We start from the raw sequence: 17,877 nt of genomic DNA, 5'->3' as shown, positions 1-17,877 counted from the left end.
TATGAATCAATTATTGGAAGAAATCAGACAAAAAGACTCATCTGCATTCACTCACAGTGGCAAATTCCATGCAGATGATGTTTTTTCTGCCGCACTGCTTTTATATCTGAATCCTGAGATCACAATCATCCGCGGAAATAAGGTTCCCGATGATTACAAAGGACTTGTTTTTGATATTGGAAGAGGTCAGTATGATCACCACCAGAAAGACAGCCGGGTACGTGAAAACGGAGTGCCTTATGCAGCATTTGGTCTTCTCTGGGAAGCACTTGGAGCAGAGATCCTGGGAGCGGAACTGGCAGAGAAATTTGACGAATCGTTTGTCCAGCCGCTGGATAATAACGATAACACAGGGGAGAAAAACGAGCTCGCCACACTGATCGGGAATTTTAATCTTGGCTGGGATTCCAAAGGCAGCAATGACCAGGCGTTTTTCCAGGCGGTCAGTGTTGCAGGAATGATCCTGGAAAACAAATTTGAGCGGTATCGCGGTAATGAACGGGCTGATAAACGTGTGGAAGAGGTTCTTGAAGAACACCAGAGAGCCCTGAAAACCGGAGATACACCGGCCGAAAATACCAATATCCTTGTACTCCCGGAATTTATCCCTTGCCAGAAAAGACTTTCCGAGACCAGCATTGCGTTCGTAATTTTTCCATCCAACCGCGGCGGCTACTGCATCCAGCCTCAGAAAAAAGAATACTCCATGAACTATAAATGCAGCTTTCCTTCTCAGTGGCTGGGTCTTGAAGGTGAGGAGCTTATTGCTGCCACAGGTCTTGAAAGCGCGGTCTTCTGTCATAAAGGTGGGTTTCTTATGACCTGTGGCACATTGGAGGATTCTTTGCGCGCATGTAGAAGTAGTCTTGCAGCATTTCACGAGGAAGCGGTGATCGTAAGCCTTGGTGGAAGCGCAGAAACTGATTATCTGTTGCAGAATCTGCCTGATCTTAGCCGTGCCAAAATTATTCATCTAACTGTCCCGGAACTGCCGGAATTAACCATGGAGGGCAGCTATTGCGAAATAGCCATGGAGAAATCCCGGTGGAAAAGCTATATCAAAGATCAGATAAAACAGATCCTCAAATACAAGCCCGAAGCTGTTTTTGCAGGTGATGACATGTTTTCCCTGTATCCAATCGTACATGCGCTGCGAAAAAAGCATATTCCGGTTCTTACAGCAATAGAAAAAGACGGTCGGAAACTGCTGCTTCGGATTCCCTCTGGTTCCTGACTGCATAATATAAATCATTTCAAACTATAAAATACAGAAAGAAGGTTTTATATATGCGTGAAGAAAAATTCAAAATGGAACGTCAGGGGCTGATTCAGGTAGGAGATAAGGTTAAAATTTCCGAATTTTTGTCAGCCACCAATTACAGTTACATCATCGAACCGGCTGTTGCCATGTCCGGCTGCTATAAGAATGCAGACCGTATCCAATCCTCAGAAGGAATCGTCAAAAGTATCGAACATACTCCCCGTGGCTTTATTGTAACAGCAGAATTTGATGAATAAATGTCTTAAAATCCGGCAGTCGACAATCTGCCGGATTTTTCATTGAAAAACTATCTAATTGTTTCTGGATTATTTGGTGAAAATCTGGTATTATAAAGAAGATATTTGTGCAATTTCTCTAATTATCAGGAAATTGTAAATTTTTAAAACAGAGGTGTAATATTATGAGCTGGTACAACGAAGCAATCTTCTATCATATTTATCCACTTGGACTCACAGGCGCCCCGAAGGAAAACGATTACGGAACCCCTGTACATCGACTGAACACGCTGCTGCCGTGGATCGACCACATCAGGGAAATCGGCTGTACTGCCTTATATATTGGTCCGCTTTTTGAGAGTGTAGGACATGGCTATGAGACAACAGACTACAAGAAACTGGACTCCCGTCTTGGAACCAATGAAGATCTTACAAACTTTGTGAAAGCATGTCATGACAAAGGCATCCGTGTAATCTTTGACGGCGTATTCAACCATACAGGCCGTGATTTCTTTGCATTCAGGGATATCCAGAAGAACCGTGAACATTCTCCGTATGTAAACTGGTATTGCAATGTCAATTTTGGTGGAAACACCGAGTACAACGATGGTTTCTCCTACGAAAACTGGGGCGGATACAACCTTCTTGTTAAGCTGAACCAGCGTAATCCGGAGGTACAGAATTATATCTGCGATGTGATCCGTTTCTGGGTTTCTGAATTTGATATTGACGGAATCCGTCTTGATGCTGCGGATGTCCTTGATTTTGATTTCATGCGCATTCTTCGCCACACTGCTGACGAAGTAAAAAAGGATTTCTGGCTGATGGGAGAGGTTATCCACGGAGATTACAGTCGCTGGGTAAACGGCCAGACCCTTCACAGCGTAACAAATTATGCCCTTCATAAAGCTCTTTACAGCGGACATAATGACCACAACTATTTTGAAATCGCCCACACAGTAAAATATCTTCAGAATATGGGTGATCTGGATCTCTACAATTTTGTGGACAACCATGATGTAGAGAGAATATATACAAAGCTTCAGAACAAAGCACATTTTGCTCCGGTACATGTGCTGCTTTATACATTACCCGGAGTCCCAAGTATTTACTACGGATCAGAATTCGGCATTGACGGAAAGAAAGAAAAATTCTCCGATGCCAGCTTAAGACCTGCTCTGAACCTTGATGATTACGCAGATTCCACTACAAAGAATCCATGTACAGCACTGATCGCAGCTCTTGGAAAAGTCCGTCAGGGAACTCCTGCATTAAGCTATGGTTCCTATGCAGAGCTGGCTCTTACAAACCGCCAGTTTGCTTTTGCAAGAGATCTGGATGGCATGCGTGTGATCGTCACAGTAAATAACGATGACAGCGATGCAGAAATGAATCTTCCAACAGGAAGCGCACCGGAATACGTAGGCGCACTCACCGGCCAGAAAGTTTCCGCCCAAGGTGGACGTATCCGTGTCCGTGTTGCAGCAAACAGCGGTGAGATCTGGCTTCCGGCCGGAGATATGCCGGAATATAAGCCAGTACGGACAGAAATCCCGGAAATGGCTGCAGCAAAAGAGGAAATCACTGCACCTGAGGCAGAAGAGAACCAGACTGCTGAAAATGGCACTGTAACAGAAGCTGTCCCGGAAAAAGAAGCTTCAACCGCTGAAAATACAGATAAAGCTTCTGACAATACAGCAAACTCAGCAGATGTTCCGTCAACTCCTGAAGCAGAGTCCTCCAATCCACAGGAAACTAAAGCGGTTACTGCACCGAATCCGCACAAAACGCCGGAGGAAATGACAGTGGGCGAACTTCAGGCTGCTATCCTTGCAAAAATGGCAGGAAACGGCCCTGTAGATGACCAGATGAAAAAGACCGTATACGACAACATCTGGCATGATTCTCTTGTAAACTGGCTGAAGAGCTTCCGATAGGAAAAGAATAATATATTAACATTCCATAAAAAAACAAGGCAATCCGATCTCATGCGGTGAGCCTTGTTTTTTTATGAAAGCAGCCATTTACCTTACATAATATATATTATGTAAATTTATGATTCTGTTTTTCTGTAATCTGAGAGAACAAAAAAAGCAGCAGAGCTTCCATCTTAAATAAGACAGAAATCCCTACTGCTTTTATCATTTGTTTTTATTATCTCTCATCAAACGGTACAAACTCAGTATGATGTCCCACATATTTGTAAGCAGGACGGATAATCTTATTGGCACTGATCAGTTCTTCCAGACGATGTGCACTCCAGCCAGGCATACGTGCGATAGCAAAGATCGGAGTGAAGAGCTCTTCAGGGATACCAAGCATAGTGTAAACAAAACCACTGTAGAAATCTACATTTGCACAAACATTCTTGAACAGTTTTCTGTGTTCCATGATCAGCTGGCCGGCAATACTCTCAACCTTATCATAGAGCTTGAATTCCTCTGTCATGCCTTTCTCCTCTGCAAGAGCCTGTGCAAAACGCTTCAGGATCACTTCTCGCGGATCGGAGAGTGTATAAACTGCATGTCCCATGCCATAGATCAGACCTGCATGATCAAATGCTTCTTTATTCAGTATTTTCTGCAAATATGCTGTAATCTCTTCTTCACTTTCCCAGTCTTTTACATTGGCTTTCAGATCTGTGAACATGTTCTGGACTTTCAGGTTGGCACCACCATGGCGCGGTCCCTTCAGTGAACCAATGGATGCAGAAGTGGAAGAGTAGCTGTCTGTTCCGGAAGAGGTTACTACATGTGTGGTAAAGGTAGAGTTATTACCACCACCATGCTCTGCATGAAGCACAAGGGCGATATCAAGGACCTTAGCTTCAAGCTCTGTATACTTGCCGTCAGGACGAAGCATCAGAAGGATATTTTCAGCAAGGGAAAGTCCCTTCTGTGGATTGCGGATAAAAAGTGTTTCATCTTTACGGAAATGACGGTATGCGTGATAGGAGTAAACCGCAATCTCAGGGAGCTTGGCGATCAGTTCCAGAGACTGACGGAGTACATTCTCCACAGAAATATCTTCCGGGTTATCATCATATGTATAAAGAGCAAGTACGCAGCGCTCCATGGCATTCATAATATTGGCATTGGTTCCCTTCATGACAACGTCACGGACAAAACGTCCTCCCAGATCCTCCATGTCAGAGAGAAGCTCGAGGAATCTGGAAAGCTCTTCCTTGCTGGGAAGATTACCGAAAATCAGAAGATAGATCGTCTCCTCAAAACCAAAACGTCTGTCCTTCAGTCCGTTTACGATATCCTGCACATCGATTCCCCGGTAATACAGTGCACCGTCTGCCGGAATACGTCTGCCATTGACCAGCTTATAGCCGGTAACATCGGAAATCTCAGTAAGACCTGTGAGAACACCTTTACCTGCGGAATCACGAAGTCCTCTTTTTACATCGTATTCCACATAGAGATTGGGATCGATGTGATGATTCTCTACCAGTTCCTTTTCAAAGAATTTCATTCTGCCTTTCAGCTGTTCGGAGTCCTCCAGACTCATCATTTCATGCTTTTTTTCCATAATTTTTTTCCTCGTTTCCCCATTGTATATTAAAAAACACTGATACAGTTAAGATTGGTTACATCTTTGTAATCAGTGTTCGGGTATGGCATACATTTGTGTTTACCTGGTTAATAATTTTACAGTAAAAGTTCCGAAAATGCAAGAGGGTATTTCTTTTTTCGTGTATAAATATTCATAATATGACATATTTCATCTATTATTAAATTTATTCATCAAAATCCGTCTGGTTTCCACAACGAATCTATGTTATGATTATTCCGTAATTTTTCTTATAATAGTAGTTTGTTTCACATCGGACTGCTGCCGCCTATCTCTTTCACTTGCTGTTGGAATCGGATTTACCACTGCAAGCGAGAGCGGCATCTGGGATATATTCCCGTCGATCATACAGTCTGTTTTTGCGGAAAATGTAGTTGCTGTTGTATTTATCATATCCATTGTTTTAAGCTGTATCCTGCCTGAAAACATGGACATTGAAAAAATCAAAGAATAGGGATGTAAAAATGTTTAAAATTCTCATTGCGGAAGATGACCGGGAACTCCGCCAGCTTTTCCAGCATGTCCTCTTAAAAAACGGTTATACAGTAAAAGGGGTTTCTGACGGGCAGGAAGCACTGGATGCCCTGGAAAAAGATTATTACGATCTGATCATCTCAGACATTATGATGCCCAACATGGATGGCTATGAACTGGTCCGATCACTCAGAGATGCCGGAGATTCCATTCCTGTACTTATGGTCACTGCCAAAGATGCTTTTGATGATATGCGTATGGGATTTCTGTCCGGCACCGATGATTATATGGTGAAACCGGTCAATATCAATGAACTGGTTTTACGGGTAGGTGCACTTCTCCGCAGAGCGCAGATGATCAATGAGCGGAAACAGCGAATCGGAGATACCATTCTGGAGTGCGATTCCCTGACGGTATCCACTGCCTCGGAAAGTATGGTACTTCCTCAGAAAGAATTCATGCTCTTATATAAGATGGTAGCCTTTCCGGGAAAAATCTTTACAAGACAACAACTTATGGATGATATCTGGGGATATGATTCCGCAAGTGATGCCCACACAGTAGATGTCCACATCGGAAGACTTCGGGAACGCTTCCGCGATAATCCGGATTTTAAGATCGTGACGATCCGTGGAGTTGGATATAAGGTGGTAAAGGCATGAAAAAGAAACCCTTCATAAATTTAAGCATTCGTTTACGTTTTATCTTTATGATCATGTCGGAGCTTATCTGTGTATCTCTGATATCCTGGCTTGTTATGGATGTGCTGCATATTTCAGACGTCCCGAACATCGTATGGATCATCCTGGCCAGCGTAATCGCAGGGGGCGTCCTTAACAACTTCCTCAGTATCAGGTATTTCGGTCCTGTACTAAAGCTGAAAAAAGCCATGCAACAGGTTGCGGAGGGGGATTTTTCCATCCGACTGGAAACTGAAAAGCAAATGAAGGAAATCCAGGATATTTATTCTAATTTCAACCTGATGGTCCAGGAGCTGGAAGCAACGGAGATTCTGCAGACAGACTTTGTTTCCAATGTTTCCCACGAATTTAAAACCCCCATCAGTGCAATTGAGGGTTATGCAACTCTGCTGCAGAATGGTGACATGCCTATATCAGAAGAGCAGGAGCAGTACATCAACAAAATCCTTTTTAATACCAGAAGGCTTTCCCACCTGGCAGGAAATATCCTGTTGCTGTCCAAAATCGAACATCAGGCGATCCAGACCCACCAGAACTGGTACCGTCTGGATGAGCAGATTCGACAGTCCATTGTTATAATGGAACCAAAATGGTCCGAAAAAGAGATTGAATTTGATGTGGACATGGTAGATGTGGAATATCTGGGAAACGAAAATCTCATTTGTCATGTTTGGGACAATCTGCTTTCCAACGCTATCAAATTCAGCCCCTGTGGTGGTACGATCTATATCCGGATGATGCCGGAAGGGAAAAAAATCCGTTTTTCCATAGAAAACGAAGGCCCCCAGATCAGTGAATACTCCATGAAACATATTTTTGATAAATTCTACCAGGGCGACAGTTCCCATAAGCAGGAGGGAAACGGTCTTGGACTTGCTCTTGTAAAACAGATCCTGAACCTGTGCAAGGGAACCGTTTCCGTGGAAAATATTCCAGGAAGCGGCTGTCGTTTTACTGTTATACTGTAAAACAATACTTTACATATATCCAGAAAACCTAAAAACAGCGGACACCTTATTTTTAATGAGGTTCTTCCGTTGTTTTTTATTTTATATAAACTTTTTTATAAACTTCAACAATTGTTGAGAAACAGTTGATGTTAAGTTGCAGATCATCTTTTAAAGTATAGGATAGTTATTTATGAAAAAATACAGGAGATATGGAATATGTTATTAAAAAAAGCACCTGCCTACCGGAAGGCAGAAAAGGAAGATTTTTCAATGATTCGGGAATTTGTCCGGAGAAATTATAAAGACCGCTGGGAGTTTGATGAGCCACATACCGAAAAACGTCTGACCAGACTTTTCTTTTACACCTATATGATTTACAGAGATAACGTTACCGTAGCAACCTACCGTGACCAGGTAGTAGGAGTATTGATAACCGGCAAAGGAAGATTTGGACATTTTTCCCCGGTTTTCCGTCTGAAAAAAGCCTATCATTTCATTCGCCTTAAGCTTACCAGAGAAGGGCGAAAAAATCTTGAACATTTTAACAAGCTTCAGGATATGAAAAAACAGTTGTCAGTTTCTGCAGAGAACGCTGCGTCCGAAAATATTCTCTTTCTTTATGTAAGCAGGGATTATCGAAGAAACGGAATAGGTACCGGACTTCTTAAACAGATCTCAAATGAAAAAGGCGGGAATTATTCTATATATATGGATCAGATGGATCACCGAGCTTTTATGGAGAGCCATGGTTTTGTAAAGAAAAACGAGAGTTCTCAGATGAGGGAACTAAATAAGAAACGATTCCGGGAATGTGTGGCTCTTTATCAAAAGTAACAGAATTGTGAATCACATCCATGAATTACACAGGAGAAAAATACAATATGAAAAAAATAGGAATCATGGCTGACAGCCACAGTGGCATTTTAAAACAGGAAGCAGAGGAACTGGATATTCATGTCCTTCCCATGCCTTTTTATCTGAATGGAGAACTTTTTCATGAAATCCTGGATTTTTCCAGAAAAGGATTTTATGAGAAGCTGCGTGAGGGAGCAGATGTTTCAACTTCACAGCCTTCCCCACAGGAAGTTATGGAAATGTGGGACGAAATGCTTTTATCTTATGATCAGATCCTCTACATTCCGTTGAGCAGTAGTTTAAGCGGTTCCTGCATGACTGCTGCCGCCTTGTCTCAGGAACCGCAGTATAAAAACAAGGTGTTTGTAGTAGATAACGGGCGTGTTTCCACACCCCTTCACCGTTCCATTCTGGATGCGATAGACCTTGTGGAAGATGGATATACAGCACAACAGATCAAGGATATTCTGGAAGCTTCCCGTGAAAAAACCGTGATCTATGTCGGCTTAAGCACACTGGAATATCTGAAAAAAGGAGGCCGTATCAATACCACCACAGCACTTGCCGCAAATCTTCTCAATATCAAACCGGTTATGAAATTTGGAACCGGTAAACTGGATGTTTTCCAGAAATGCAGAGGCATGAAAAAATCAAGAAAAGCTATGATTGATGCCATGCACAGAGAACTGGAAACAACTTTCAAAAAAGAATATGACGCCGGAAAAGTATATCTTATGGCTGCATCCAGCAGCACTGCGGAAGTTACCGCAGACTGGATCTCTCAGATCCGTGAAAGCTTTCCGGGAATGGATGTGATGTGTGACGATCTTTCCCTTGGACTTTCCTGCCATATTGGCCCGGACGGACTTGGAATCGGATGTTCCTGCATGCCTTTATAAAAAGAACTCAACCATTATAAGACAACATTAAACCACATTTAAATCACATGATATTATTATTGCTTCTTGTGTTATCTGTTCTTTTATATCTGTTACACATGTGGTTTGTTGAATATTTACATAGTTTTTTATACTTTGCATGTGGATTTATCAATATTTTTCCAAAAAAAGTCTTTACAAACCACATCATCAGTCATATAATAAAGCCATAAACAACAAGAAACCATATTATTGCAATTGTAATTCAACAACAAACCACATAGAACACGGAGGGAATATATTATGAAAATTCTTGAGTCTAAATTCGTACAGGGCTTTATCAAAATGGCAGATGATGGATATAAGCAGGGATGGCATGAGAGAAATGGTGGAAACTTAAGCTATCGTCTGAAAGCAGAAGAAGTAGAGATGATCCGTCCACGACTGAACGCACCAGGAGAATGGACTCCCATCGGTGTTGAGGTTCCAGGACTTGCAGGAGAATTTTTCCTGGTAACAGGAAGCGGCAAATATTTCCGTAATATCATCGTTGACCCTGAAGTATGTCTTGCGATCATTGAGCTTGACGAGACAGGAACCAACTACCGCATCCGCTGGGGACTTGTAGAGGGTGGAAGACCGACCAGCGAGCTCCCGACACATCTTATGAACCATGAAGTAAAGAAAAAGCTTACCAACGGCAAACATCGTGTTATTTACCATGCACATACGACCAATACCATTGCACTTACCTTCGTTCTTCCCCTTGATGACAAAGTATTTACCCGTGAACTCTGGGAATCCGCAACTGAGTGTCCGGTAGTATTTCCGGATGGTGTAGGTGTCATCGGATGGATGGTTCCAGGTGGAAGAGAAATCGCAATCAAAACCGCTGAACTGATGAAAAAATATGATGTGGTTATCTGGGCGCATCATGGTATGTTCTGCTCAGGCGAGGATTTCGACCTGACCTTCGGACTCCTTCATACCGTTGAAAAATCCGCAGAGATCCTGGTTAAGATCTTATCTATGGCTCCACAGAAGCTGCAGACTATCACACCGAATGACTTCCGCGCGCTTGCAAAGGATTTCAAAGTAACTCTGCCGGAAGAATTCCTCTACGAGAAGAAATAAATTCTTCGGTTATAGTATTATATAACTGTATTCCTATCTGAAGCTTTATCGGAAACAACCAAATATTTGCTGATTTTTGCTGATAAATCTGTTATGATAAAAACATATCTGATTTATCAGCAAATTAATTTCAGTAGAAAGGATATGGATAAAGGATGGAAGAATTATATAAAGCAATTGAAGAGAAAATTAAGGCAAGCGGTTATCCGCGAAAGATTTCCGGTGAGGAAGTTTACGATGACATCTGCGATCAGATCGATGGGAAAGAGAACGGAAGCTATGTGCTGCTTTCCAAGTTTGATGATGATGTGATCTTTGAATATCATATCACAATTATGGACAGTGAATTTAATCTGGGTGTTCTTACCATGCGTACTCCGGAGGGAGTATTTGAAACAGATTTTGATAAATAAATACCTGTTTTGATCGTAAATATAATTATAAAAACATAGAGGTAATTTACATAACATATTTTATGTAAATTACCTCTATGTTATTTTTCTCAGTCCTCGCGAAGTCGTACTGCCTTGGCTGCCTGGCGCCGTCTGGCATCATCAAGGGCAGCGTAATGCTTCTTAGTAGTATTTACATCTTTATGTCCCAAAACATCTGCTACAAGATAAATATCACCCGTTTCCTGATATAGTGCTGTACCGTAGGTACTACGAAGCTTATGCGGGGTGATCTTTTTGGTGGTTGTGATCTCTCTGGCATATTTTTTGACCAGATTCTCGATAGCCTGAACACCGATCCGGCGACGTTGGGTAGAATAGAAGAGAGCGTGCTCATGGCCGGCCAGAGGAGTAATATTCTCCCTGACTTCCAGATATTTCTTCAATGCTTTTTCTACTTCAGGGCCAAAGTATACCACCATTTCATTTCCGCCTTTTCGGGTAACTTTGATTCCATTGTTTTTGAAATCTACATCTTCAACATCCAGCCCGACACATTCAGATACTCGGATCCCGGTACCAAGAAGGAGAGTAACAATAGCAAGATCTCTGTCCTTCGTTTTTTCATGATACATCCGTTTCTGCCCGGTCAGCGTATCTCCGCAGTGTTCAATATAATCCAGCAGCATGGCAACCTCATCAGTATCCAGACGAATAATATTCTTATCATGGATCTTGGGCACATCGATCAGAACAGACGGGTTGGTGGTGATCATTTCATGTTTATAATAGTAAGCATAAAAACTTCTTAAAGCAGAAATTTTTCGTTTGACACCACGCTCACCATTTGTTTCCGTTTTGGAAGAGTCCGCGGATTTATAAACTTTGAGAAATTCTTCATATTCCTCAAGATCAACAGCTTTGATCTGATCCAGAACATCAACTGTAAAATCAGACATATTTTTGTCTTTAAACATCGGATTCTGATCTAACAGAAACTGAAAAAATATACGAATGTCATATGCATAGGAAATTCTGGTTTTGGTTGTCGTCGTTGCATCAATCGCCCGGAAATAATCTCTGCAGAACGGAGGAAGTGTTTTTAAAACTTCTCGGAGTTTTAAAGTATTGTCAATGTCATTTTGTTCGTGGTAAGTAATTTTGTTATCCATAAAAACTCCTTTATATGATGATTTAATACATAATTCGCAGGAAACACCTGAAATACCGGTTTAAAAGGTCAAAAGAAGTGGTTTCATCCCCATCTATATCTATACGACAAACCCGAGTTTTTCAAATAGATGGATAGTGAAAAAGCCACTTCTCACAGATTTCGCTGTTTTTCAGCCTTTAAGATGCTCATCAAAAATAACTGTAAATGGTCCGTCATTTTCTAATGAAACTTTCATGTCTGCTCCAAAAATTCCATGTTCTACGACCGATACCTGTTTTTTTGCTTCAGAAATAATATACTCATATAAACGATTTGCTTCATCCGGTGCTCCGGCTTCAATAAAACTTGGACGGTTTCCCTTTCGGCAGTTCGCGTACAATGTAAACTGTGAAACAAGAAGCAATTCACCATTTACATCAGCCAGGGATAAATTGGTTTTTCCGTTTTCATCCTCAAAAATGCGTAAACCAAGAAGTTTTTTTAGGTACCAGTCAGCATCTTCTTTGGTATCTTCACGGCCAACGCCTATGAGAACCAGAAATCCTTTCCCAATTTTTCCAACTGTTTCGCCGTCTACTTTAACCTCTGCGTGGTTCACACGCTGGATCACAAATTTCATATCTTCCTTTTCCTCCGTTTATCTTTCTGCTTTGACCGGAATCCTGCATATTTAGCCTGAATAAATTTGACCAGATATGCAAACATGCGTTTGATCTCGATCCATGTGCCTGACCAGGAGCTGTTATTCTCTCTGTTTACTGCAACTGCGTGCACCTTCGCTTTTGCTGATGATTCCCTTACTGGCATGGGAAGTGCTTTTCCGGAAACCGGATCAACACAGTCGATATCCCTGTAAAACTCTGCATTTGCAGACATCTCTTTTTCATCAAGACTACGTCCGATCAATTTCCATACTGCAGCATTCAAAACTGCAAAAATCGGTACACCAACGATCATGCCGGGAACTCCGAACAGTCCGCCTCCGATCATAATTGCAACGATTACCATAAAACTTGATAATCCTGTAGATTCTCCTAGAATTTTCGGTCCCAGGATATTTCCGTCAAACTGCTGAAGAACCAGTATAAAAATCACGAAGTATAAACTCTGCAGGGGATCTACCAGTAAAATAAGAAGTGTACATGGAACAGCTCCCAAATATGGTCCAAAAAACGGAATAATATTAGTTACACCTACGATCACACTGACCAGGATCGCATATGGTGTTCCGATAATGGATGTTCCCACATAACATAATACGCCAATGATGGCTGAATCCAGAATCTTGCCACTGATAAAACCGCCAAATGTCTTATGTGTAAATCGCATGGCATGAACAAGAAAAGTTGCCCATTTAGCAGGAAGAACTGCATACGTGGCCATTTTTGCTTTGGCAATAAATCCCTCCTTATCTGCAAGGATGTAAAGCGATACGATTGCTCCGATCAGGAAATTCTTCAGGAAAACAAGAAGATCCAGAAAGCTTGCAGATATGTTCTTCATCATAGACTGCATCTGGGGAAGCAAAGTGTTCGTCAGATATTCCTGAAGTCTGCTGGAATACTGGTTGATCTGATTGATCATATCCGGATTCAGCTTCCATCCTTTTTCAACAATGGAATTCAGCCAGTCTTCCACTACATTCACATAATGAGGAAAACTGTAGATGATATTCACAATGCTTCGGATCAGCTGAGGAAGGATCATCATGACAAGGGCATAAATCACCAGAAACATAAAAAATACAGATAAAAGAACGCATATCCACCGAATTACCTTTTTGCCTTTTTTCTGGATAGGCTTCTTACACATTCTGAATATCGGCAAAAATATCTTCCTCTCCAGAAAATTGACGATTGGTGTAAGAAGGTATGCAATCGCTGCTCCATAGATAATCGGAGCCATAATACCGAAAAATGTCTTGATTCCAGAAATCAGGGATTTCATATGAAAAATCCCGTAATAAAAAAGAATACTGGCTGCAATAACCAGAAATGCAGTCACACCTAACTGCACATAGCGATGATTCCAACGAATTTTCATAATTAATATTCCTCCAATATGTGCATTATAACATAGCATCTCTGATTTGTGTCTAAAAAAAGCATTAAAAACCCAAAACACCCCGCCTTAAAATGGCAGGGTGTCACAGATTTAATGCTTATTTTTTCAGGCTGTCGTAAATATTAATAGCTTCGATGATCGCCTTCGCTGTTCCGTCAATACCAAGCTTGCTGCTATCCAGGCAGAGATTATAGCTGTCTGCAGAACCCCATTTCTTATTGGTATAGTAATTATAATAACTGGAACGGCTCTTATCCGTCTTATTGATCATATCTTTCGCTTCTTTGGCGTTCTTGCTGTATTTCTCAGAAATACGGTTGATACGCCAGTCCAGATTCGCATGGACAAATACGCTGAAGCAGTCTTTATTATCAGCCAGTGCATAATCCGCACATCTTCCGACCATAACACATGGCCCTTCCTCAGCCAGTTTCTTAATAGCTTCAAACTGCGCAAGGAAAATCTTATGATTCATAGGCATATCTGTAAATCCGGCAGATGAATACCCGAAAGAATAGGTATCCATTACAAGAGAATAGAGAAAACTATTCGTAGGCTTCTCATCATGGTGCTCGAACAGTTCCTTGCAGATTCCACTGTCATTGGCTGCGTGCTCCAGCAGCTCTTTGTCATAGCATTTAATTCCGAAATATTTGGCAACTTCCTGTCCGATCTGTCTTCCGGCGCTGCCATACTTACGACCAATTGTAATAATGGAACTTGTTGTATTGTTACTCATAACAGCCACATCCTTTCTGCTTCTGATCCGGCAAAGTTGTGATAAGTTCCCTGCCGGATCTTTAATGTATTTATTATACAATATATTTCACAATTTTTCCAGTTATTTTCGCAATTTTGACAGCAATTTAACAAAATACTCTGGAAGCGGTGCTGTGAATTCCATATATTCACCTGTTCTCGGATGTACAAATCCCAGGATCATTGCATGAAGTGCCTGTCCTTCCAGATGATAGGGATTCCTGGATGAACCGTAAACAGTATCTCCCAGAAGCGGATGACCAATACTCGCCATATGCACACGGATCTGATGAGTACGTCCTGTTTCCAGACGGCACTCCACATAAGTTGCCTGTCCAAAACGTTCCAAAACTTTATAATGTGTCACTGCATCTTTTCCGTTTTTATGGTTAATAGCCATTTTTTTACGGTCCGTGGGATGACGTCCGATAGGCCCTTCAATAGTTCCCTCGTCATCTTTCAGATTCCCCTGCACCACAGCACGGTAACGGCGGCGGATACTGTGGCATTTCAGCTGTTCTGCCAGATCTCTGTGCGCGGTATCATTCTTACATACAAGAAGTGCTCCTGTAGTATCCTTATCGATCCTGTGGACGATTCCGGGGCGCATTACTCCATTGATACCGGAAAGACTGTCCCCACAGTGCGCCATCACTGCATTAACAAGGGTTCCCTGATAATGGCCGGCAGCAGGGTGGACCACCATCCCTTTCGGTTTATTGACGATCAGCACATCCTCATCCTCATAAAGAATATCCAACGGAATATCTTCCGGAACAATATCCGGCTCACTGGAATCCGGAACTTCCAGATGGATGCTGTCATCTTCCCTGACTTTATAGTTGGATTTAGCAGGCTTTCCCCCAACTGTAACCTGACCATCTTTTAATAGCTTCTGAATAAAAGACCTGGAAAAACCGCTGTCCTTTTCTGCAAGATAGCGGTCAATTCGTGTGCCGGATTCATTTTTTTCTACTGTATAATCATATCTTTCCATTTCTTATCTCCTGCAAAACATCTCACGGCTTCCTGTTCAGAAATGAAAAATCATCATCTCTGTATTTGGTGCACACAAACAGGATCAGCAGGATCCCGCTTACTACAACATACACATCTGCCAGATTAAAAACCGGAAAATCAATCAGTGAGAAATAAATAAAATCAATTACATATCCCCTGAAAAAACGGTCAATAAAATTCCCCAGTGCTCCGGAAGCCAGAACAGCAGCAATGGTAAGCAACGGCAGATAAAAACGTTCTTTTGGAATTCGCATCCAGGCATATATAAGCACCAGAAGGAACAAAATGCTCACAACTGCAAAAAACAGCACACTTCCCTGAAACATTCCAAAAGCAATTCCCCGGTTCTCCGGATATAGATAATGAAGCTCCAGAACTCCCGGTATCAGAGATACAGACGGCTGATTCTTAAGATATACATAAGCCAGTTTTTTTGCAGCCTGGTCAGCAATAACAAGAAAGAGCACCAGAAAGAGATCAACAACCAGACATCTGACCGTTGAAATCTTCTGGTGAGTATTCGTTCTGTTGATCATAAAGTAATCTCCTGAATGCAGGAAAGCATCTCTGCATCTGTCACCGTCTTGTCAATAAAGCTCTTTCCAATTCCATCCATCAGGATAAATTTGATATGTCCCTGTTCCATTTTTTTGTCTTTTTTGGTTGCGGCAAGAACATCCTGCGGAATAAGTCCGTCCACATGGATTGGAAGATCATAATCTGCACATCCCCTGCAGATTTCCTGGTATTCCTGTTCGTTAAGAAGACCTCGTTTCATGGAAAGATACGCTGCAGCCACAAGACCTGCTCCTACACATTGTCCATGAAGAAGTGTAAAGTTCTTCAGTTTCTCTACAGCATGTCCCACCGTATGTCCAAGATTCAATAACGCGCGTTCTCCCTGTTCCTTAGGATCACGCTCTACAACGCCGGCTTTGATCTCGCAGCATCTGCGAACCATTGCAGCAATCAGTTTCATATCCAGAGCTTTAATACTCTCCTGTTCACGGCATACAAAACGGAAAAACTCTCCGTCACAGATCAGCCCTGTTTTCAGGATCTCACCCATTCCGCAGGCAAACTGTTCAGCCGGCAGTGTGGTAAGAGTACTTAAATTCATATATACAAGTTTTGGCTGATGGAAAGCTCCAACCATATTCTTATACTGCTGGTAATCAACACCTGTTTTGCCGCCTACACTGCTGTCTACCTGTGCCAGCAAAGTAGTCGGAATCTGAATAAAATCAATTCCGCGAAGATAAGTAGCTGCCCCAAAACCAGTGAGGTCTCCCACAACACCGCCGCCTAATGCAACAAGAAGGCTTTTTCGGTCCAGACCGTTCTGTATCAGTGTCTGATACAAAGATGAAACCGTATCCAGGTTCTTATTCTTCTCACCGGCTTCAAATGTAAAAACAGAAATATCAGAGCTTACCTTTCGTAAGACTTCTTCTACAGCGCTTTCATATAAAGGTCCTACATTGGAATCTGTTACAATACAAATCTTCCTGTCCACAAGCCCTTCAGCTCTCATAGCCTGGGCCAGATTGGAAAAATTTTCTTCAAAACAGATGGGATAATGAAAATCTCCCTCACGTTTAACTAGTAATTTTGTTTCAGTCATTGAGTTTTCCTCCTTACTGTTCAGATGTAAAGGAGAATACGCACGCCAAGACGTCCTTTTTTCGTCTGACGGGTCACTCCATCAAAAATAAAACGTCCTTTCTTACGGACGGATATGATATCTCCTTCTTTCGGCTCATAACCATTGGAAGTTATCAGCCTGCCATTTACAAAAACAAGCCCTTCTTCAATACAATGCACGATACTGCTCCTGGATGTCCCAAAAGCCAGTGCGATCAGAGAATCCAGACGCACAGATGCACAGGTTCCGGTAACAGGACTCAGTTTCGGCTCCGGAATATCTCCAGGATCTTCGATTTTCGATGCAACAACTGTTGTACGTCTTACCCTGCACAGATTCTCCAGAAAAAAATCTGTCATTTTGCGAAGGCAGAAAAAACTGGCTACATGATCCTCGATCAGAATATCCCCTACAACACTTCTGTCTACTCCCAGATTCAGAATGGCACCCAGATAATCTCTGTGTGTCAGATCTTCCGAAAACTTCACCGCTTTCGGTTCTAGCCGGATGCAGTCAATGGGATATTCCCATGTAAAAGCAAGAGCATCAGGATGAAAGGCTACCATCTGACGCTCTGCATTCTCATACCCGCCAAAACCTTCCACTGCAACACCCAGTTTATGAAGATTCTGACTGTTTAAAATATTTCGTTCGTTTAAATTAAGAAAATCCGTAAATGTGGTAATATCACGCTGATAAGCCATATTCGCCAGTTCACGAATTCTCTTAATAAAAAGCTCTTCTTTGTCCATGGA

At 42.0% G+C, this 17,877-nt stretch carries 18 protein-coding genes and 1 pseudogene; 10 read left to right on the top strand and 9 right to left on the bottom strand.

Annotated features, from left to right (window positions below; genetic code table 11):
• Position 1: 1 nt before the first annotated feature.
• From HFM85_RS03745 to HFM85_RS03735, 3 genes are all read left to right on the top strand, one after another.
• Positions 2 to 1,234, top strand: coding sequence for an MYG1 family protein (locus HFM85_RS03745; RefSeq protein ID WP_173736987.1), 1,233 nt, complete (start codon positions 2 to 4; stop codon positions 1,232 to 1,234).
• A gap of 53 nt (positions 1,235 to 1,287) precedes the next feature.
• Positions 1,288 to 1,518, top strand: a complete 231-nt coding sequence (locus HFM85_RS03740; RefSeq protein ID WP_119240119.1) for a hypothetical protein — start codon at positions 1,288 to 1,290, stop codon at positions 1,516 to 1,518.
• Positions 1,519 to 1,682: 164 nt separating this feature from the next.
• Complete coding sequence (locus HFM85_RS03735; RefSeq protein ID WP_173736988.1) at positions 1,683 to 3,434, top strand: alpha-amylase family glycosyl hydrolase; 1,752 nt, start codon at positions 1,683 to 1,685, stop codon at positions 3,432 to 3,434.
• Positions 3,435 to 3,651: 217 nt separating this feature from the next.
• Here HFM85_RS03735 and HFM85_RS03730 read toward each other — a convergent pair whose 3' ends face one another.
• Positions 3,652 to 5,034 (bottom strand): citrate/2-methylcitrate synthase, encoded by a 1,383-nt coding sequence (locus HFM85_RS03730; protein ID WP_243251692.1) that lies wholly within the window; start codon positions 5,032 to 5,034, stop codon positions 3,652 to 3,654.
• 310 nt (positions 5,035 to 5,344) lie between these two features.
• Here HFM85_RS03730 and HFM85_RS16625 point away from each other — a divergent pair.
• The 7 genes and pseudogenes from HFM85_RS16625 to HFM85_RS03695 all read left to right on the top strand — a co-directional run.
• Positions 5,345 to 5,530, top strand: a pseudogene (locus HFM85_RS16625) (purine permease); the annotation flags it as partial.
• 10 nt (positions 5,531 to 5,540) lie between these two features.
• Positions 5,541 to 6,212, top strand: coding sequence for a response regulator transcription factor (locus tag HFM85_RS03720; RefSeq protein WP_173736990.1), 672 nt, complete (start codon positions 5,541 to 5,543; stop codon positions 6,210 to 6,212).
• On the top strand, positions 6,209 to 7,219 hold the full coding sequence (locus HFM85_RS03715) for a HAMP domain-containing sensor histidine kinase (RefSeq protein WP_173736991.1): 1,011 nt from the start codon (positions 6,209 to 6,211) through the stop codon (positions 7,217 to 7,219). Before HFM85_RS03720 ends, HFM85_RS03715 begins: the two co-directional genes overlap by 4 nt.
• Positions 7,220 to 7,417: 198 nt before the next feature.
• Positions 7,418 to 8,035, top strand: a complete 618-nt coding sequence (locus HFM85_RS03710) for a GNAT family N-acetyltransferase (RefSeq protein ID WP_173736992.1) — start codon at positions 7,418 to 7,420, stop codon at positions 8,033 to 8,035.
• A gap of 47 nt (positions 8,036 to 8,082) precedes the next feature.
• Positions 8,083 to 8,955, top strand: coding sequence for a DegV family protein (locus tag HFM85_RS03705; protein ID WP_119240124.1), 873 nt, complete (start codon positions 8,083 to 8,085; stop codon positions 8,953 to 8,955).
• Between the two features lie 282 nt (positions 8,956 to 9,237).
• Positions 9,238 to 10,068, top strand: a complete 831-nt coding sequence (rhaD, locus tag HFM85_RS03700) for a rhamnulose-1-phosphate aldolase (RefSeq protein WP_021652054.1) — start codon at positions 9,238 to 9,240, stop codon at positions 10,066 to 10,068.
• A gap of 155 nt (positions 10,069 to 10,223) precedes the next feature.
• Positions 10,224 to 10,481, top strand: a complete 258-nt coding sequence (locus HFM85_RS03695) for a hypothetical protein (RefSeq protein ID WP_059085862.1) — start codon at positions 10,224 to 10,226, stop codon at positions 10,479 to 10,481.
• Between the two features lie 89 nt (positions 10,482 to 10,570).
• Here HFM85_RS03695 and HFM85_RS03690 read toward each other — a convergent pair whose 3' ends face one another.
• From HFM85_RS03690 to HFM85_RS03655, 8 genes are all read right to left on the bottom strand, one after another.
• Positions 10,571 to 11,632 (bottom strand): tyrosine-type recombinase/integrase, encoded by a 1,062-nt coding sequence (locus tag HFM85_RS03690; protein ID WP_173736993.1) that lies wholly within the window; start codon positions 11,630 to 11,632, stop codon positions 10,571 to 10,573.
• 171 nt (positions 11,633 to 11,803) lie between these two features.
• A complete protein-coding gene (gene dtd, locus HFM85_RS03685) occupies positions 11,804 to 12,253 on the bottom strand; it encodes a D-aminoacyl-tRNA deacylase (protein WP_119239704.1) in 450 nt (149 codons plus the stop codon).
• Positions 12,250 to 13,677: an AI-2E family transporter gene (locus HFM85_RS03680; RefSeq protein WP_173736994.1), complete on the bottom strand. Its 1,428-nt coding sequence runs from the start codon at positions 13,675 to 13,677 to the stop codon at positions 12,250 to 12,252. Before HFM85_RS03680 ends, dtd begins: the two co-directional genes overlap by 4 nt.
• Positions 13,678 to 13,795: 118 nt before the next feature.
• The gene (locus tag HFM85_RS03675) at positions 13,796 to 14,437 is read right to left on the bottom strand and encodes a cytidylate kinase-like family protein (RefSeq protein WP_173736995.1); all 642 of its coding nucleotides are present in this window, start codon (positions 14,435 to 14,437) and stop codon (positions 13,796 to 13,798) included.
• A 102-nt stretch (positions 14,438 to 14,539) separates the two neighbouring features.
• Positions 14,540 to 15,454 carry an RluA family pseudouridine synthase gene (locus tag HFM85_RS03670; RefSeq protein WP_173736996.1) on the bottom strand — a complete coding sequence of 305 codons (915 nt, stop codon included), beginning with the start codon at positions 15,452 to 15,454 and terminating at the stop codon, positions 14,540 to 14,542.
• A 22-nt stretch (positions 15,455 to 15,476) separates the two neighbouring features.
• A complete protein-coding gene (lspA, locus tag HFM85_RS03665; protein ID WP_173736997.1) occupies positions 15,477 to 16,013 on the bottom strand; it encodes a signal peptidase II in 537 nt (178 codons plus the stop codon).
• Positions 16,010 to 17,101: a 3-dehydroquinate synthase gene (aroB, locus tag HFM85_RS03660; RefSeq protein ID WP_173736998.1), complete on the bottom strand. Its 1,092-nt coding sequence runs from the start codon at positions 17,099 to 17,101 to the stop codon at positions 16,010 to 16,012. The genes lspA and aroB overlap by 4 nt, the downstream gene beginning before the upstream one ends.
• A gap of 20 nt (positions 17,102 to 17,121) precedes the next feature.
• The gene (locus HFM85_RS03655) at positions 17,122 to 17,874 is read right to left on the bottom strand and encodes a YlmH family RNA-binding protein (RefSeq protein ID WP_173736999.1); all 753 of its coding nucleotides are present in this window, start codon (positions 17,872 to 17,874) and stop codon (positions 17,122 to 17,124) included.
• Positions 17,875 to 17,877 lie beyond the last annotated feature (3 nt).

The sequence above is a fragment of the Blautia schinkii genome (genome assembly GCF_013304825.1).
In the GTDB taxonomy this organism is placed as follows: domain Bacteria; phylum Bacillota; class Clostridia; order Lachnospirales; family Lachnospiraceae; genus Blautia_A; species Blautia_A schinkii_B.
Note: the sequence above shows the minus strand (reverse complement) of the source record. Positions and strands in the feature narration are given on the sequence as shown.